Genomic DNA, 15,367 nt, shown 5'->3' on the forward strand with positions numbered 1-15,367 from the left:
GACGCGCGCATCACATGCGCTCGGGGGCGCTCACTCCGAGGAGATCGAGACCGTTGCGGAACACCTGGCCGGCGGCGTCGTTCAGCCACAGACGCGTGCGGTGCACAGTCTCGATCGGGTCGTCCCCCTGCGGGATCACACGGCAGTTGTCGTACCACCGGTGGTAGAGCCCGGCGAGCTCCTCGAGGTAGCGGGCGACACGGTGCGGTTCGCGGACCTCGGCGGCGAAAGCGACGATGCGCGGGAACTCCTGCAGTGCGCCCAGCAGAGCGGCCTCGGATTCGTGCGTGAGCGTCTCGGGGGCGAACTCCGAGCGATCGACACCCGAGTCGGCGGCGTTCCGTGCGACGTTGTGCGTGCGGGCGTGGGCGTACTGCACGTAGAAGACCGGGTTGTCGTTCGTGCGCTTCTGCAGCAGCTCGGGGTCGAGGTCGAGCGGCGAGTCCGCGGGCGACCGCTCCAGCGAGTACCGCAGCGCATCGGTGCCCAGCCAGTCGAGCAGGTCGTCCATCTCGATGATGTTGCCGGCGCGCTTGCTGAGGCGGGCGCCGTTGATCGAGACCATCTGCCCGATCAGCACCTGGACGTTCTTCTCCGGGTCTTCACCCGCTGCTCCCGCGACCGCCTTCAGACGGTGCACGTAGCCGTGGTGGTCGGCGCCGAGGACGTAGATCTTGTTCTGGAACCCGCGGTCACCCTTGTTCAGGTAGTACGCGGCGTCGGCGGCGAAGTAGGTGTACTCGCCGTTCGAGCGACGGATCACGCGGTCCTTGTCGTCGCCGAAGTCGGTCGTGCGCACCCACACGGCGCCATCCTCATCGAAGACGTGCCCCTGCTGGCGCAGACGGTCGACGGCCTGGTCGATCAGGCTCGTGCCGGACGCATCCTTGGCGTGCAGGGTGCGCTCGGAGAACCAGACGTCGAACGGCACGTTGAACCGATCGAGCGAACTCTTGATCTCGGCGAGCTGGAACTCGTAGGCGAGCTCGAGCGCGACGGACGACTGCTCGCTCTCGGGAAGCTGCAGCAGGTCGGGACGCGACTCGAGCACCCGGCCGGCGAGCGTCGCGATGTACGCACCGGGGTAGCCGCCCTCGGGAGTCGGCTCGCCCTTGGCAGCCGCGAGGATGGAGACGGCGAAGCGGTCCATCTGCGCGCCGGCGTCGTTGATGTAGTACTCGCGCACCGCATGCGCGCCGCTCGCCAACAGCAGACGCACGATCGAGTCGCCGAGCGCCGCCCAGCGGGTGTGCGCGATGTGGAGAGGACCGGTCGGGTTCGCGGAGACGAACTCGACGTTCACGCTGACTCCCTCCTGCGACGCATTCGTGCCGTAGGCGGTGCCGGCGTCGACGATGACCTTCGCCAGTGCGCCCGCGGCGGCGGCATCGAGACGGATGTTGATGAACCCCGGACCGGCGACCTCGGTGCTCGCGATGCCGTCGACAGCGGCGAGACCGTCGGCGATCTGCTGCGCGAGTTCGCGCGGGTTCGTGCCGAACGGCTTCGCGAGCCGCATGGCGATGTTCGATGCCCAGTCGCCGTGGTCACGGTTGCGCGGGCGCTCCAGCACGATGTCGGCTGCGGAGACTCCGAGCGGCTCGCCGGGACGTCGTTCCTCGGCGATCGGAGCGAGGACGGCGAGGACAGCGGCGGCGAGGGTTTCGGGGTTCATAGCCCCCTCAGTTTACGGGTCGGGGACAGGCCGTCCGACGGCGCGGGGCGCGCGGAATTCGCAATCGGCGCGCAGTGATCTACTCTCAACCCATGAAGGCCCCCGCCACCCGTCGTCGACTGCGCACCGCAGGGGTCGCCATCGCACTCCTCCTCGCCGTCGCGGCAGGCGTCCTCGGCATGTGGCGGCCGTGGACATCGCCGCCCTCCGCCGCCCCCATCGGCGCCCCGGTCGCGGCCGCCGGCGCGGCCTCCGAAGCCATCGCGCCGGCTCCCCTCACACTGCCGGACCACCCGACCGTGCTGGTGTTCGGAGACAGCTGGACCTACGGCTCGGCGGCGACCGTCCCGACGCTCGGCTACGCGTACCTCCTGGCCGATCTGATCGACGGCGAGACGATCGTGAACGGTGTCCGCGGCAGCGGTTATCTGAAGCCCGGCCTCGACGGCCCGACCTTCGGCGAGCGCATCGCGGCACTCGACCCCTCGCTCGCGCCCGACCTCGTGATCATCCAGGGCTCGATCAACGACCGGGCGCAGGGCGTCGAGGGCTACCGCGAGGCCGTGACCTCCGCGTGGGACGCCCTGGCCGCCACATATCCGGATGCGGTCATCGTCGTGCTGGGCCCGGCACCGCACGAGCTGCCGGTCGGGGCTGCGACCGCGCGCATCGACACAGATCTCGGCGAGCTCGCCGGAGCCCGCGGCTGGTGGTACATCTCCCCCATCGCCCGGAGCTGGATCACCGAGCAGAACTATCTCGACGTGATCGACGTCGAGGTCGGACGCAAGCATCCCTCCACCGACGGGCACCGGTATCTGGCCGAGAAACTCGCCGCAGCGCTCGAAGAGCTGCGCGCCGCGCCGGTCACCGAAGCCGGTGGGTCGGAGACGACCCCCGACGAGTGATATTGTCGATCGGTACGCCTCCGTAGCTCAGTGGATAGAGCGCCGGTTTCCGGTACCGTAGGTCGCAGGTTCGACTCCTGTCGGGGGCACACACACCAACTGCACAACGACGAAACCCCGCCTGATCCAGGCGGGGTTTCGTCGTTGCGGGCGTGGCGGCGCCGAGCGGACGAGTCGACGCCGGACGCACTCGCTTCAGGCGGTTCAGCCGGAGGGATTCTCCAGCGGGAAACCGTTCTCGTCGGTCGTGTCCGTCCCCGCCCCGGTGAGGGGCTTCTCCCCCACGACAGCCACATCGTCGTCCGGTCCACCGCCGTCGGTGATCGTTCCCGTCGGCTCGCTGTCTTGAACGACGTGCGTCACGCCGTGCACCTGGGCGAGGGCGTCCGCCTCCTCTATCGCCTCGTCGCGGCTGCTGTAGCTGCGCGAGAGATCAGGCGCACCTTCGACCTCGTTCACCCATTGGCCGTTCTTCGCTCTCGTGACGACTCGCTTCACGCCGTCAGAAACGCCTTCCGGTGTCGATTCCATCTCTCTCCTCCTCCTTCATCACGTCACCCGCATCGTCACATCAGGGATGAGTCGTACCCGTCGGGCTGCTCCGGCTCCTCGCCCGGCTCGAACGCCGGTCCGGCTTTCGGTGTCAGTGCGTGCGCACGCGCGAGGAGTCGTCTCGCTGCGCCTTCGTCGTCATCGATCTCCGGTGCGAGGCCCGCGTCGACCACGGCGATGGGAAGCATCGTTCCGAGCGCCAGGCGGACATTCGAGCGCTCACCACCCGAGCCGACGACGGGGATCTCGACGACGTCGTTACGTCGCTCCTCCGTCAATGCCAGCCAGTACTGCACCACCGCATCGGCCGTCGCGTCGCCGGTCAGATAGCTTCCGACCTGGGTGATGAGCGTCTTCATGGTCACTCCCTGGACTCGTCCGGCTGCTTCGCCGCCGGGTCCGTGGCGGCGCTTTCACACTAGGTCGAGCCATTCCCACACGTGACCCCCTTGCGAATTCGGCCTCGCGATGATTCAGTACGGGTCCTCGACCGACGGTGACCCGGCTGGAGGTACACATCGCGGCCCTACGGTCGACGGCATCGCCCCCACCGGGTGACCGATGACTGCGCGATGACACCGCGGGTGCGACCCTGGAGGCGATGGCCGCCCACTCATCGAGACGCGAGGACCCGACATGACCGATCACAGTTCTCTCCCCTCCTGGCGCGACACCACGACGCGCAGAGCCATCGAGGCCTTCGTCGCCTCTGTCACGGAGGGCCCGGATGCGGTGCCTGTCGAGGAGCGCATCGCCGTGTTCGACAACGACGGCACGCTGTGGTCCGAGAAGCCGATGCCCACGCAACTGCACTACGTGGTCGAGCAATGGCGCTCGGCCGCGGAACGCTCGCCGGAACTCGCGGAGCGACAACCGTACCTCGCCGCGGTGAGCGGCGACTTCGGCTGGCTGAGCACGGCTATCGACAAGCACTACAGCGGGGACGACTCCGACCTGAAGACCATCATCCAGGCGCTCGTCGGGCTCACCGACGGGATGAGTGTGGAGGACTACGCGCTCTCCGTCGGGGAGTTCTATCGGACGGCGCAGCATCCGGCCCTGAAGCGGCCGTACGCCGACGCCGTGTACCAGCCGATGGTCGAGCTGCTCCGGTACCTGGAGGGGCACGGCTTCACCTGCTACATCGTGTCGGGCGGCGAGCGCGACTTCATGCGCCCCATGACGCAGGCCAACTACGGCATCCCGCCGGAGCGCGTCGTGGGCTCGGCATTCGGTCTCACCTGGGACGACGCCGACGCGACCGTGAAGTACTCGTCATCCCTCGCATTCTTCGACGACGGGCCCGAGAAGCCGGTGCGTATCTGGAGCCGCATCGGTCGGCGACCGTTGTTCGCCGGGGGCAACTCGAACGGCGACACGGCCATGCTCGACTTCGCCCGCAAGGGCCCGCGCCCCGGCTTCGCGATCCTGGTCCACCACGACGACCCCGACCGCGGCGACGCGCCCTACGACGCGGGTGCGGAGAAGGCGCTCGCGGCAGCCGATGACAGTGGGTACACCGTCGTGAGCGTCAGAGACGATTGGGCGACCGTATTCCCCCAGGCCGCCTCAGAAGTCGACGGCGCCTGAACCGCAACGGAGGATGCCCGGAGAGCACGTCTCTCCGGGCATCCTCCGTGTGGCTACTCACGAAGCGGCGGTGACCACCGGAGATTCCGGGTCTGCGGTCTCGATCCCCACGCCATCCGTCTCGGGCGTCCCCGGCTCTTCCGGAGGAGCCGCCACCGCGGTCGGACGCCGCAGCAGCTCGATCAGGATCATGAACACGATCAGCCCGATCGTCACGCCGATCACGCTCCCGAATGAGACGGGTCGTGTCACGATCAGGATGAGCAGTGCGAGGGCCATCCCGACGATGACGATCGGGCCGTGGAACCTCTCGACCGCGAGCCCGAATCGTCCGGTCGAGAACCCGCGTCGCTCCCAGGTTCCGCGTACCGCGGAGAAGCCGGAGTCGAGGATGCCGCGCGCGGCCCTGGCGCTGCGGCTCGAACCGGCGAGCCAGGCCCACACCGCGATGAGCACGCCGACCATCGCCAGTGCCACGATCGTCGAGCTCAGCAGCGAGGTCACCTCGTCGAACAGGGCCTGAGCGGCGGCCGACGTCATGATCGACGGGCTCACGGCCCCGATGAAGAACGTCCGTCCGATCCCCATGCCTGCGGAGAGCAGCAGGAAGGCGACCGCGAACGCGGCACTGGTCCAGAAGAGCGCACGCGAACGGTTGCGGGCGATCAGGATGCCGGCGACCACGAGTCCGAGTACGACCCAGGGCAGCCAGAACCCCGCGGCGACGGCGATCTGGTAGATGGTCCGGACGAGCACCAGAGCATCCGCCTGGGCGATCGGGATCGATCGGTCGATCTCCGGGATCAGATCGGCGAAGCCGACACCACGCTCCGTCAGCACGGACTTGACCCGCTCGACGACGAGCCCGAGGTCGATCGACAGCACCCCGTCGTCCGCGAGCTGCAGAGCGGTATCCGGGCTGTTCTGCATGATCGCCACCGCACGCTCATGCGTGAAACGCAGCGACTGCGCCCAGATGTCGGCGAACTGATCCGAGGCGACGACGTCGTGGATCACCCCGTCGACGAGCGATGTCAGTCCGCTCGCCGCCGGTGCCTCCAGGAGGGTCAGCGCCGATGCCGCACGCGGAGGGAGATCGAGCTCGCGTAGTCCATCGAACACCTCGCCGACCACGGCGGTGAGGTCGACCTGCTCCTGGATCGCGGCGCTGGCCTGAGCGGCGATGAAGTCCTGCACGTCGGGATCCTCGGCCAGGGGCGCGAAGGTCGCGACGAATCGATCGGCGTCCACGAGCTGCAGGCGTGCCCACGTGCCCATCGCCGCGATCGGTGCCAGCAGCACCGCCACGGCGAGCACGATTCCGGCGACGATGCTCCGGCCGACGGGTCGGCGACGAGGCTTCTCGCGCGTCTCGATCTTGAGCGTCTGGTTCTCCTGCTCGAGGAGCAGCACCCGCGCTCGCAGATCATCCAGTTCGCTCATTCGCTCTCCTCCTCTATGCGTCGCATCACACGCGTCCGTCCCCGCCGATCGCTCCCCTCAGCTCAGGAGCTTCTGCTTCGCCGCAGCGAACTCCGTCTCGGACAGCACACCTGCGTCTTTCAGCGACGCCAGCTGCTGCAGCTTCGCGATCAGATCGTCTGTTCCGCCCGTCGCACCCGCCGGGGCCGGTGGGGCCGCGTACTGAGAGGCCGCATTCTGCGCCGCGGCGTCGACCTGCGCCTGCTGCTGCGCGGCCTCATACTGCTGCTGCTCGTACTGCCCCTGCGCACGCTCCTGCTGATGCCGGGACATCGCACCACCGACAGCCGACGCCGTTCCCGCGACCACCGCCGTCCTGGCGGCCAGTCCGATCAGTCCCGGGCGACCGAATCTTCTCAAGGGCATGTCATTCACCTTCCTGATCGAGGATGTCCATCATGGCGTTCACGACGGGGGCGGGCACACGCTCGCTGCGGAGCACCTGACCACCGGAGGCGGCGAGGTTCTGCGCGAGAGTGCGGGCGAAGGCGAGCTCCAGGACGACGACGGCAGCGGACTGACCGGGGGCGAGGGCACCCGCCAGAGCCTCCACGTCTTCTTCGCCGGCGAGCCCAGCGGCGAGCGGCTCGAAGTCATCGAGCCCGAGTGAGCCGCCGTCCGAGTCGAGTTCGACGATCTCGACCTCCCCGGCGGCCGACTTCGACAACAGAACGAAGTCGAGCAGGCGCACGACCCCACTGTCGATGAGGTCGGTCAGCGCGCGGAACGTCGACGGGTCTGGACGCTCGCCCTCGAACCCGACGAGGTAGAACTCGGCGGGGCCGAATCGGAAGTCATTCATGGATTGTCCTTTCTCACGGTGGCGACGTACCGGGACTCTGCCGCCATGTTCGCACCGTCGCGCTCGAGGTCATGGCCGCGCTCACCCCTATCGGATGAGAACTTCGCCGTCCGGCGGCTCGGTCTGGCGATTCTGGCGCGGGATCCACACCTGGCGGATGACGATGAGGATCGAGGCCGTCAGAGGGATCGCGACGAGCGCTCCGAGCAGCCCCAGCAGGGTGGCCCCGATCATCGCGCCGATGATCACCAGCACACCGGGAACGGCCGCCGCCTTCCCCATGATGCGCGGGGTCACGACGTAGGCCTCCACCTGGATGTACACGAGGTAGGCGATCACGAAGACCAGGGCCGCCGTCGGGCTGACGAACAGCGTGGCGATGCCGCCGATGACAAGGAACACCAACGAGCCGATCATCGGCACCAGCGTCACGAAGAAGGCGACGATCGCCATCACCGCGGGTATCGACGAGCCGACCACGAGCTGGATCACGAAGACGACGCCCGCGTTGATCGCAGACAGTGTGACGCCGCCGGCGACCACTCCCCCGACGGACTGCGTGATCTCATCGAGGACCCCGGCGAATCGGGCCCGCCGATACAACGGCAGGAGGTTCGCGAGCGCCCCTTTGATGCTCTGCAGGGAGGAGACGAAGTACAGCGTGAGGACGGTGACCATCACGAAGCTCGAGACGGCCCCGATGACGCCGAATCCTGCTTTCAGCACCCCTCCGGAGATCGCGAGGAAGGAGGAGAACGTCGTGAGTGAGCGGATACTGTCGGCGATGACCGCCGACAGGTCGACTCCGAGGTCGGCCTCCAACGCCCGATACCACTCGCTCTGCTGCATCGCGGCGATCGTCTCCGGTGCGGCCCCGATCGCCACGGCGATCTGGCGGATGGTCGCCGGCACGAGAACCAGGAGGATCACCGCGACGATCCCCAGAAAAATGATCGCGACGATCGTCACGCCCGCCGCTCTGCTCATCCCCCGACGCTCGAGGGCGCGTACGGCCGGATCGAGTCCGAGTGCCAGGAACATGCCGAGGAAGATCGAGATCAGCACCGTCGAGATGCCGGCGATCGTGGCGGCGAGGGCGATCGCGAAGAGGACGCCGATGGCGATGGAGAAACCGGAGAGCAGCGGCTTCGCCGGCAGCACGAGCTGAATCCTGGAGCGTCGCCGCCCCCCGCCGTCTTCTGCGTCGTGCTCCTGCCGGTTCGCTTCCACGAGGGGCACGCTACGCGGGGAGGCCGACGGAAGCCCCGCCCCCTTCACCCGTTCGTGATGACCGTCGCGGCGCCGATCGACACGGGGTCGCCCGCTAGGGGTGAGCGGCTTTCCCACGCCGATGGTCGCACTGTCACGATCACCGTACGCAGTAACTCAACGAAAGGGGTCCGAAGTGTCCATTTGGGAAAGCTTCTGGGACATCATCTGGTGGTTCTTCTGGGTCTTCGTGTTCATCTCCTACCTGATGGTGCTCTTCAACATCGTGGCCGACCTGTTCCGCGATCACGCTCTCAACGGGTGGTGGAAGGCCGTGTGGATCATCTTCCTCATCTTCGTCCCCTTCCTCACGGCGTTGGTCTACCTGATCGCACGCGGCAAGGGAATGGGCGAACGCAGCGTCTCGTCGTACCGGGAGCAGCAGCACGCTGCCGACTCCTACATCCGCAGCGTCGCCGGATCCAGTCCCAGCGATGAGATCGACAAGGCGTCGAAGCTCCTTGCCGCGGGGACCATCACTCCCGACGAGTTCGCCGCCATCAAGACGCGCGCACTGAGCTGACATCGTGGCTGAGGTGGTCGACATGACTCTGGAGGCGCTCGGCGACGTCGAATTCGTCGTCGTGCGCCTGGAGGACGACCGCCTCAGCCCCGATATCCTCGAGGCCCTGCTCCGGCAGGTCGAGAGCGGCGCCATCCGCCTCTTGGACTTCCTTCTCATCCGGCGGCTCGATGTGGAGGACTGGCGCCTCATCGAGATCGACGCCGATGAGTTCACCCTCGCCGGTCTCGGGCTGGACACCCCGGGCCTCGTCTGCGAAGAGGACGCCCGTCACTTCGCTTCGGGTCTTCCGATCGGGTCGCTCGCGGCGCTCATCCTCGTCGAGCCGACGTGGAGCGAGCGATTCTCCCGCGATGTCGACCGACGAGGTGATCGCATCCTCGCAACCCAGCCGATCCCTGCGGCGATCGCGAACACCGTCCTCGCATCGGCGCTGCGCCAAGACTGACGCCACTCGCACCGAGACCGCGTCGAGCGAGCGACCGCCCTCCGCGGGTCAGACCGTCGTCCGCACAGCCTCTCGACGAGAGGAGACACCGAGCTTGCGGTAGATGGCGCGCTGGTGGGTCTTCACCGTGTTGATCGACACGGCCAGCTCCCCTGCGATCTCGTGCAGTGTGCGTGCCGTCTGCAATTGCTGGAACACATCGCGCTCTCGCTCCGAGAGCGTCTCCACCAGCGAGCCGGCGGCGTCGTTGGCGAGGCACCGGCCGATGAAGTCCTCGAACTGCGTACCGAAGTGCACGTGCTCGCCCAGCAGCTTGCGCACCGCCGCCTCGCGAGGCCCGAACGGCAGCCGGATGTTCTCGCCGGACGCGACCGCGACGGCCGCTTCGCACAGCTCGTGAGCCTCGTCGTGGTGCCCGGCATGGCGACGCAGGACCGCGGCGGTGATCAGCGTCGCGGACTTCACATACGACACCTCGCCGAAAGCCCGCAGTGATCTCAGCATCTCCAGTGCCGCCGGGTAGTCGCCGGCGCGGCGCAGCAGCCCGGCGAGCGCGACGTTCACGACGGGCAGATCAGGGCAGTGGATGTACTTCCTGGCGATCCGCATCGCCCGATCATGCCGACCGACCGCCTCTTCCAGCAGGGCGACGGACGACTCGCGGAACGCCGGCCACGAGACGCCGTGGACGACCTCGAGCGGGATCTCCTGAACGCCGATCGCCGCACGACGGCATGCCGGGACATCACCGGTCTCGGCCGCGGTGTACGCGATCATCATCCGCGCCACGCCCGTGAAGGAGCGGTCGGAGCTTCCGTTGGAGATCACCGCCCCGAACGCCCGGGTCGCCTCGTCGAACTCGCCCGACCAGTACGCGACGTACCCGGCGGCGGCCGCGGCGCTTCCTCCGGCATAGGTGCTCCAGGGAAGGCTCACATCCTCCTCGTCCTGTGCTGCCGCAAGCGATGCGCGCGCGTCGATGAAGCGTCCGGCCCAGGTCTGCCCGAATGCCAGGTGCCCGAGCGACCGTTTCGCGAGTTCGCGGTCATCGGAGCTCTGTGCCTCCCTGGCGGCGGCCGAGAAGTACTCGAGCGGGATCATCGGATTGCCGCGGTGCCGGATCTCGGTCCAGCCGAGGAGGTAGTTGAGGGCCGCGCGATCTCCGAGCTCGGTAGAATCCGCGTCGAGCAGCATCCGGCGCACCTTCGCACTCGCCTCGGCGACCTCGTCGCGCTCGTCGGCGATGAACAGACGGGCGATCTGCAGTACGGCGGGCTCGGTCCCGTTCCCTGTCCGCCCGATCGTCGCCTCTGCTCGCCGGAAGAGCTCGCGCGCGACGCGGTGGTCGCCGAGCACATCGCTCGCACAGGCACGGACGAGGAGCACCTGAGCATCGTCGGGTGTGCGTCGCAGCATCTCGGTCGCGGTGCGCTCGACCTCTGCTGCGCGGGCGCCGACCACGAGCCCGAGCCAGCGGTGCAGCAGGGTCTTCCTCGCGGTATCCGAATCCCCCGCGCGGAGGGAGTGCGCGATCGAGGCGGTGGGATCCGTCGCCTCGAGCGCGATAGCGGCACGACGGTGGCAGGCCGCAGCTCGGGCGGTGTCGAGCGCGACGATGTCGGCACACTGCTTGGCGAACGAGGCGTGCCATCGGTAGACGACGCCGTGCGGACCCTCGAACCGATCGAGGAACAGACCGAGCCGCACGCAGGTCTCCAGCAGCTCCGCGGCATCCTGACGAGCGGTCACGGCGGCAGCGAGTTCCGGAGTCAGCTCGCCGCAGACGCTGCCGTCGAGCACGAAGTCGGCGATGTCGGGGGGCAGCGCTGCCAGCACATGCTCGCGCACGTAAGTCCCGAGGAAGCTCGACGCGCTCTGCGCGCGGGAGTCCGGCCGCGCTCCGCCGATCATCAGGAGCCGGACGGCGATCGGCCATCCCCGAGACTCTGCGAAGATCGTGTCGGCGGCGAGCCCGCTCGCTCCCGCCTTGTGGAGGAGCGCCACCTCCGGGGCGGTGAAGCTGAGGGTCTCCGCTCCGACGAACGAATCGGGATGCGTGATCCGATGCCGGGAGAGGGTGACCTCGAGCAGCGTCGTGCCGACCAGCACCACCCTCAGATTCTCCGGCGCCTGCTCGGCGAGCATCCCGAGGAGCCCGCTGCGCCAGCACTCCCCTGCGCGGTGCGCGTCGTCGACGATCAGGTGCACGGGGGCGTCGAGAGCGTCGAGGGCGCCGCAGATCTCCTGGTAGGCGTGCTCGGGGTCATCCAGATCGCGCGCGAGTGCGAGGGGACGCCCCGCACGTTCGGCACCGGCGAGCAGCGCATGCACGACGCCCTGCGTCAGACGCGAAGGGTCGGAGTCGAAGGAGCTGAGGCCGAGCCAGGCGACCTGCTCGAGCCCCGATGCCCAGTCGGAAACCGCGGTCGTCTTGCCGAAACCGCTCGGCGCACTGATGACCGTCAGTGGGTCGATCGCCACTGCATCGGCGATCGCGGTGCTCACCCGTTCACGGCGGATGGCACCCGGTTGGGGCCCCGGTGGGCGGAAGCGCACTGTGGGTCCCGGCGTCGTCGATCGTACGGGGGGCGACATGGCACCAAAGCTAGTGGCGTCGACGACCCGCTCTCAAGGGCATCCTCCGGGTGATCTTTCAGTCCTCCCCACCCTTCCTCGCATCACGCTTGAGCGCATCGGCGGTGCGAATGAACAGGATGATCCAGGTGAACACCACGGTTCCCGCCACCAGTTCGACCGCCGTCAGGGTGTAATAGCCGACGGCGAAGAACACCGAGAGCAGCAGGATAAGCAGCGTGAAGACGTATCCGACGAGCAGGAATGTACGAGAGACGCCGGGCACCCACCGGCGGACGGCGATGATGAGCACCGCGTAAGCCACCACCATTCCGGAAGCCACACCGGTGTGCAGGGCGAAGTGCTCGTCGACGGGGAACACCCCCACGAGACCGAGGAAGATACCGACGATCACGAGGCACGTGCGCACCGAGGCCGCTCCGCGGGGGTGGGTCGTCGGGATTCCCTTCGTCGCGTAACGGGCGAGGGTCGTCACGAGGATCCCCGCGACGATCAGGGTCAGGTTGAAAGCACGGGCGGAGAGGTCGTCGGTCATGCCGAGGGCGCTCAGATTCTCCTTCCACCACTGCGGGTCGCTCGCCGTGAGCATGCTCGCCAGCACCCCGAGCACGAGGAACACGGCGAGCACGGTCGCCAGCAGCTGCAGGTCGAGGTGCGTGGCGGAGTAGTAGGTCACGTACGCGGTCAGGGCCGCTGCGGCACCGGCCAACATGAGCACGGGCACCGGGTACACGACGGCCCCGATGAGGCCCGCCTCGACGATCGTGGCTGCCAGGGTCCACCCGAGCAGGGCGATGATGGCGTGGGCGAAGGCGAAGGCGGCGATGTCGACGATGTCGAGCACGCCGAGCCGTTTCCGATGGGCGGGATCGGCCGCGATCACGCGTCCCAGGACGAAGACGACGATCGCCGTCACCGCCGACATCAGCGCCGCGAACTGTCCGAGCGAGTCGGGACCCGCGATGGGCGCGGCGTGCAGCCGGAAGACGGGCAGTGCGACGAGCGCTGCGAGGATGAACGAGAAGATCGAGATCTGAAGCCCGATGGCCTCGCGAGCACGCTCGCGTGTGGCCCCGCGCGAGCGGGCCTCCGTGAGGAGGTCCTGTCCTGATGGCGTCGACGACATGCGCTCAGTCTCCTTCTCCGCTGAACCACCGGCGAGAGCGGCTCATCCCTTCGGGGCGATGCGGCTCCGCGAAGCGTGCTTCGATGGACTCCCCGAGCGGGCCGTCCTGCCCTGCGGCGCGCGTGACGCGCGATGCTCACCCGCTGAGGATGAGTGTCGTGGGCACCGAGGAGTAGCGTCGCGCATGCTTGTCGGATGAGGTCGAGGAGCCGGGGGCAGACGTCGAGCGGACGGCGATCGTGACGCTGGGCGATCTGTTCCCGGAGGGCCTGTCGGGGTGGCAGATCGTGCTCGCGCTGCTGTCGGTACTCATCGGCTGGCTGCTGTCGCGGCTCGCTCGCAAGGGCGTGCTGAAGTTGGCGGCGCGGACCCCGGGGATCTCCGACTCCGTGTCGCAGCTGGCCGCGCGCTTCACGCAGTACGGGCTGCTCCTGGTCGGGATCGGAGTCGGGCTGGCGTTCCTCGGGGCGAACGTGCAGCCGCTGCTCGCGATGACGGTGATCGCCGGGATCGTCCTGGTGCTGGTGCTTCGCGGTGTCGCGGACAACTTCGCTGCCGGTGTCCTGATCCAGTCCCGCCAGTCGGTAAAGATCGGCGAGGAGATCGGCATCGACGGCCCCGACGGGGTGATCCGAGGCACCGTGCAGGAGCTCAACGGTCGCTCGGTCATCCTCACGACGGTCGACGGCCGCACGGTGCACGTGCCGAACGCCGCGCTGCTCACCGGGGTCCTGGTGAACGACTCGCGTCACGGCGCGCGCCGGAGCGACGTCGACATCCGCATCGCGCGATCGGCTGGGCTCGACCTGGACGAGGTGATCACGACCATCACGGGTGCGGCGAGCGGTGTCGACGGCGTGCACGCACGAGAGCATCCGAACGTGCGCATCGCCGCGATCTCACCCACTCGCTGGACGCTCACCCTCCAGATCTGGCACCACCCGCTGCACGGCAGCGCGGTGGTCTCCGACACCGTTCGCGGAGTCGCCGAGGCGATCGAGGCGGTCGGGTTGCAGGCCGTAGTCACTCCGCAGCAGGGTGTGCCGCCCCTCGTGCCGCCGGAGCCGTTCTGAGCGCCCGGGCCGCCGGGTCGCCGCCCGCGAGGCGACCGGGCGCCGATCCGACCGGGGGCTACGCTGGCCGCGTGATGACCTCGCCTGCGCCCGAGCGCGCCACCGACCGCTCGCTCTCCCCCAGCCTGCGCGTGCTTCTTCTGCTTGCAGCGAGCGTGGTGACGCTGGCCGGTGTTTATCTCGCACGCGATCTGTTCGGACCGATCGCCCTCGCCATCGTGATCGTGGTCATCTGCGAGCCGCTCCGCCGCCCGCTCGATCGGCACGGTTGGCCGCAGTGGGCGAGCACGACCGCGGTGATCGTCGTCGCGTATCTGATACTGCTGGCGATGGGCGCGCTGCTCTGGCTCGCCGGAACGCAGTTCGCCCGGCTCATCGCAGACCTGGTGTCGCAGGGCGGTCTGGAGAACACCGCCGCCGAGTTGGTGGGATGGCTGAAGACGCTCGGCTTGGATGAGGAGGCCTCGGACGCCGCGGCCTCGATCCTCGATCCGGAGACGCTGCTCGGCGTTGCGCGCAGCATCGGAGGCACCGTCCTCAGCGTCGCGACGGCCCTGTTCTTCGTCTGCGCCTACATCATCTTCATGGCGATCGATGCGGCACGCTACGGTCGTGCACCGGCTCTGTTCGGCGCGACCAAGGGCGCCGTGCTCGCGCGGATCTCGCATCTCAACTCCGGCGTCCGGCGCTATTACATCGTCAATGCCACGTTCGGCGCGATCGTCGCGGTCATCGACGGCCTGGCTCTGTGGTGGATGGGCATCCCGGCTCCGATGGTCTGGGCGATCCTCGCTTTCGTCACGAACTTCATCCCGAACGTCGGCTTCGTCGTCGGGCTCGTCCCCCCGGCGATCCTCGCCTTCGTGGTCGGCGGCTGGCCGCTTCTGCTCGGCGTCATCGTGGTATACAGCGTCGTCAACGTGGTGCTCCAGGTGCTCGTGCAGCCGAAGTTCGTCAGCGACGCCGTCGACCTCAGCCTCACGCTGAGTTTCTTCTCGGTCATCTTCTGGACGTTCATCATCGGGCCGCTCGGCGCGATCCTCTCCATCCCCCTCACGCTGCTCGCACGCGCTCTCGTCTTCGAGGGAGACCCCGAGGCGACGTGGGTGCGCTGGCTTTCGGGAGACCGCACAGCCGTACCTCCGGAACCTGAGCCCGAGCAGCTTCCCGTCGTGCGCACACGACGCCGGCGACGTGGGGGCCGCCGTGCCTGACAGGAGGGCAGCCGTGATCGCCGTAAATCACCCGGAGGAGGTTGCGCCCGAGACGTGGGCGCAGCGACCCACGCGGTGGGATCGTGAACGCGAACGCGCTCGTTCGGGGC

General features: G+C 68.3%; 15 protein-coding genes and 1 tRNA gene. 7 read left to right on the forward strand and 9 right to left on the reverse strand.

Annotation, left to right across the window (positions count from 1 at the left end; all coding sequences use genetic code 11):
* Positions 1–10 precede the first annotated feature (10 nt).
* Complete coding sequence (argS, locus tag J7E45_RS02550) at positions 11–1,675, reverse strand: arginine--tRNA ligase (protein WP_215066870.1); 1,665 nt, start codon at positions 1,673–1,675, stop codon at positions 11–13.
* 92 nt (positions 1,676–1,767) lie between these two features.
* On the opposite strand from argS, the gene J7E45_RS02555 reads away from it, so the two are divergent.
* Together J7E45_RS02555 and J7E45_RS02560 are read left to right on the forward strand one after the other, a co-directional pair.
* Positions 1,768–2,583, forward strand: a complete 816-nt coding sequence (locus J7E45_RS02555; RefSeq protein WP_251053353.1) for an SGNH/GDSL hydrolase family protein — start codon at positions 1,768–1,770, stop codon at positions 2,581–2,583.
* A 16-nt stretch (positions 2,584–2,599) separates the two neighbouring features.
* Positions 2,600–2,672: transfer RNA gene (locus J7E45_RS02560), tRNA-Arg, on the forward strand.
* Between the two features lie 115 nt (positions 2,673–2,787).
* Here the strand turns inward: J7E45_RS02560 and J7E45_RS02565 are convergent.
* Both J7E45_RS02565 and J7E45_RS02570 read right to left on the reverse strand, forming a co-directional pair.
* Positions 2,788–3,114, reverse strand: a complete 327-nt coding sequence (locus J7E45_RS02565) for a DUF2188 domain-containing protein (protein ID WP_215066872.1) — start codon at positions 3,112–3,114, stop codon at positions 2,788–2,790.
* A gap of 35 nt (positions 3,115–3,149) precedes the next feature.
* Entirely contained in the window at positions 3,150–3,494 is a 345-nt protein-coding gene (locus tag J7E45_RS02570) for a hypothetical protein (protein ID WP_215066874.1), read from the reverse strand.
* Between the two features lie 277 nt (positions 3,495–3,771).
* Here J7E45_RS02570 and J7E45_RS02575 point away from each other — a divergent pair, with 277 nt between their 5' ends.
* Positions 3,772–4,725, forward strand: a complete 954-nt coding sequence (locus J7E45_RS02575; protein ID WP_215066876.1) for an HAD family hydrolase — start codon at positions 3,772–3,774, stop codon at positions 4,723–4,725.
* A gap of 57 nt (positions 4,726–4,782) precedes the next feature.
* On the opposite strand, the gene J7E45_RS02580 is transcribed toward J7E45_RS02575, so the two are convergent.
* The 4 genes from J7E45_RS02580 to J7E45_RS02595 all read right to left on the reverse strand — a co-directional run bounded on the left by J7E45_RS02580 (position 4,783) and on the right by J7E45_RS02595 (position 8,239).
* Entirely contained in the window at positions 4,783–6,168 is a 1,386-nt protein-coding gene (locus J7E45_RS02580; RefSeq protein ID WP_215066878.1) for a hypothetical protein, read from the reverse strand.
* A 57-nt stretch (positions 6,169–6,225) separates the two neighbouring features.
* Positions 6,226–6,573 (reverse strand): SHOCT domain-containing protein, encoded by a 348-nt coding sequence (locus J7E45_RS02585; RefSeq protein WP_215066880.1) that lies wholly within the window; start codon positions 6,571–6,573, stop codon positions 6,226–6,228.
* Between the two features lies 1 nt (position 6,574).
* Positions 6,575–7,009, reverse strand: a complete 435-nt coding sequence (locus tag J7E45_RS02590; RefSeq protein ID WP_215066882.1) for a DUF6325 family protein — start codon at positions 7,007–7,009, stop codon at positions 6,575–6,577.
* An 87-nt stretch (positions 7,010–7,096) separates the two neighbouring features.
* Positions 7,097–8,239, reverse strand: a complete 1,143-nt coding sequence (locus J7E45_RS02595) for an AI-2E family transporter (protein WP_215066884.1) — start codon at positions 8,237–8,239, stop codon at positions 7,097–7,099.
* Positions 8,240–8,414: 175 nt separating this feature from the next.
* On the opposite strand from J7E45_RS02595, the gene J7E45_RS02600 reads away from it, so the two are divergent.
* Both J7E45_RS02600 and J7E45_RS02605 read left to right on the forward strand, forming a co-directional pair.
* Entirely contained in the window at positions 8,415–8,801 is a 387-nt protein-coding gene (locus tag J7E45_RS02600; RefSeq protein ID WP_215066886.1) for a hypothetical protein, read from the forward strand.
* Positions 8,802–8,805: 4 nt separating this feature from the next.
* Positions 8,806–9,249: a DUF6325 family protein gene (locus J7E45_RS02605; protein WP_215066888.1), complete on the forward strand. Its 444-nt coding sequence runs from the start codon at positions 8,806–8,808 to the stop codon at positions 9,247–9,249.
* Between the two features lie 48 nt (positions 9,250–9,297).
* Here J7E45_RS02605 and J7E45_RS02610 read toward each other — a convergent pair whose 3' ends face one another.
* Positions 9,298–11,754, reverse strand: a complete 2,457-nt coding sequence (locus tag J7E45_RS02610) for a LuxR C-terminal-related transcriptional regulator (RefSeq protein WP_215066893.1) — start codon at positions 11,752–11,754, stop codon at positions 9,298–9,300.
* Between the two features lie 148 nt (positions 11,755–11,902).
* Positions 11,903–12,970: a DUF998 domain-containing protein gene (locus J7E45_RS02615; protein ID WP_215066895.1), complete on the reverse strand. Its 1,068-nt coding sequence runs from the start codon at positions 12,968–12,970 to the stop codon at positions 11,903–11,905.
* Positions 12,971–13,158: 188 nt separating this feature from the next.
* Between J7E45_RS02615 and J7E45_RS02620 the strand changes: the two genes are divergently transcribed.
* On the forward strand, positions 13,159–14,043 hold the full coding sequence (locus tag J7E45_RS02620; protein ID WP_215066897.1) for a mechanosensitive ion channel family protein: 885 nt from the start codon (positions 13,159–13,161) through the stop codon (positions 14,041–14,043).
* Between the two features lie 74 nt (positions 14,044–14,117).
* Positions 14,118–15,257 carry an AI-2E family transporter gene (locus tag J7E45_RS02625; protein WP_215067286.1) on the forward strand — a complete coding sequence of 380 codons (1,140 nt, stop codon included), beginning with the start codon at positions 14,118–14,120 and terminating at the stop codon, positions 15,255–15,257.
* Positions 15,258–15,367 lie beyond the last annotated feature (110 nt).

The sequence above is a fragment of the Microbacterium sp. ISL-59 genome, assembly GCF_018613945.1.
GTDB classification, from domain to species: domain Bacteria; phylum Actinomycetota; class Actinomycetes; order Actinomycetales; family Microbacteriaceae; genus Microbacterium; species Microbacterium oxydans_B.

Bases quoted from the DNA above. Each gene is read 5' to 3' on its own strand.
- argS (WP_215066870.1), bottom strand. From the start codon at position 1,675: ATGAACCCCGAAACCCTCGCCGCCGCTGTCCTCGCCGTCCTCGCTCCG.
- J7E45_RS02555 (WP_251053353.1), top strand. From the start codon at position 1,768: ATGAAGGCCCCCGCCACCCGTCGTCGACTGCGCACCGCAGGGGTCGCC.
- J7E45_RS02565 (WP_215066872.1), bottom strand. From the start codon at position 3,114: ATGGAATCGACACCGGAAGGCGTTTCTGACGGCGTGAAGCGAGTCGTC.
- J7E45_RS02570 (WP_215066874.1), bottom strand. From the start codon at position 3,494: ATGAAGACGCTCATCACCCAGGTCGGAAGCTATCTGACCGGCGACGCG.
- J7E45_RS02575 (WP_215066876.1), top strand. From the start codon at position 3,772: ATGACCGATCACAGTTCTCTCCCCTCCTGGCGCGACACCACGACGCGC.
- J7E45_RS02580 (WP_215066878.1), bottom strand. From the start codon at position 6,168: ATGAGCGAACTGGATGATCTGCGAGCGCGGGTGCTGCTCCTCGAGCAG.
- J7E45_RS02585 (WP_215066880.1), bottom strand. From the start codon at position 6,573: ATGCCCTTGAGAAGATTCGGTCGCCCGGGACTGATCGGACTGGCCGCC.
- J7E45_RS02590 (WP_215066882.1), bottom strand. From the start codon at position 7,009: ATGAATGACTTCCGATTCGGCCCCGCCGAGTTCTACCTCGTCGGGTTC.
- J7E45_RS02615 (WP_215066895.1), bottom strand. From the start codon at position 12,970: ATGTCGTCGACGCCATCAGGACAGGACCTCCTCACGGAGGCCCGCTCG.
- J7E45_RS02625 (WP_215067286.1), top strand. From the start codon at position 14,118: ATGACCTCGCCTGCGCCCGAGCGCGCCACCGACCGCTCGCTCTCCCCC.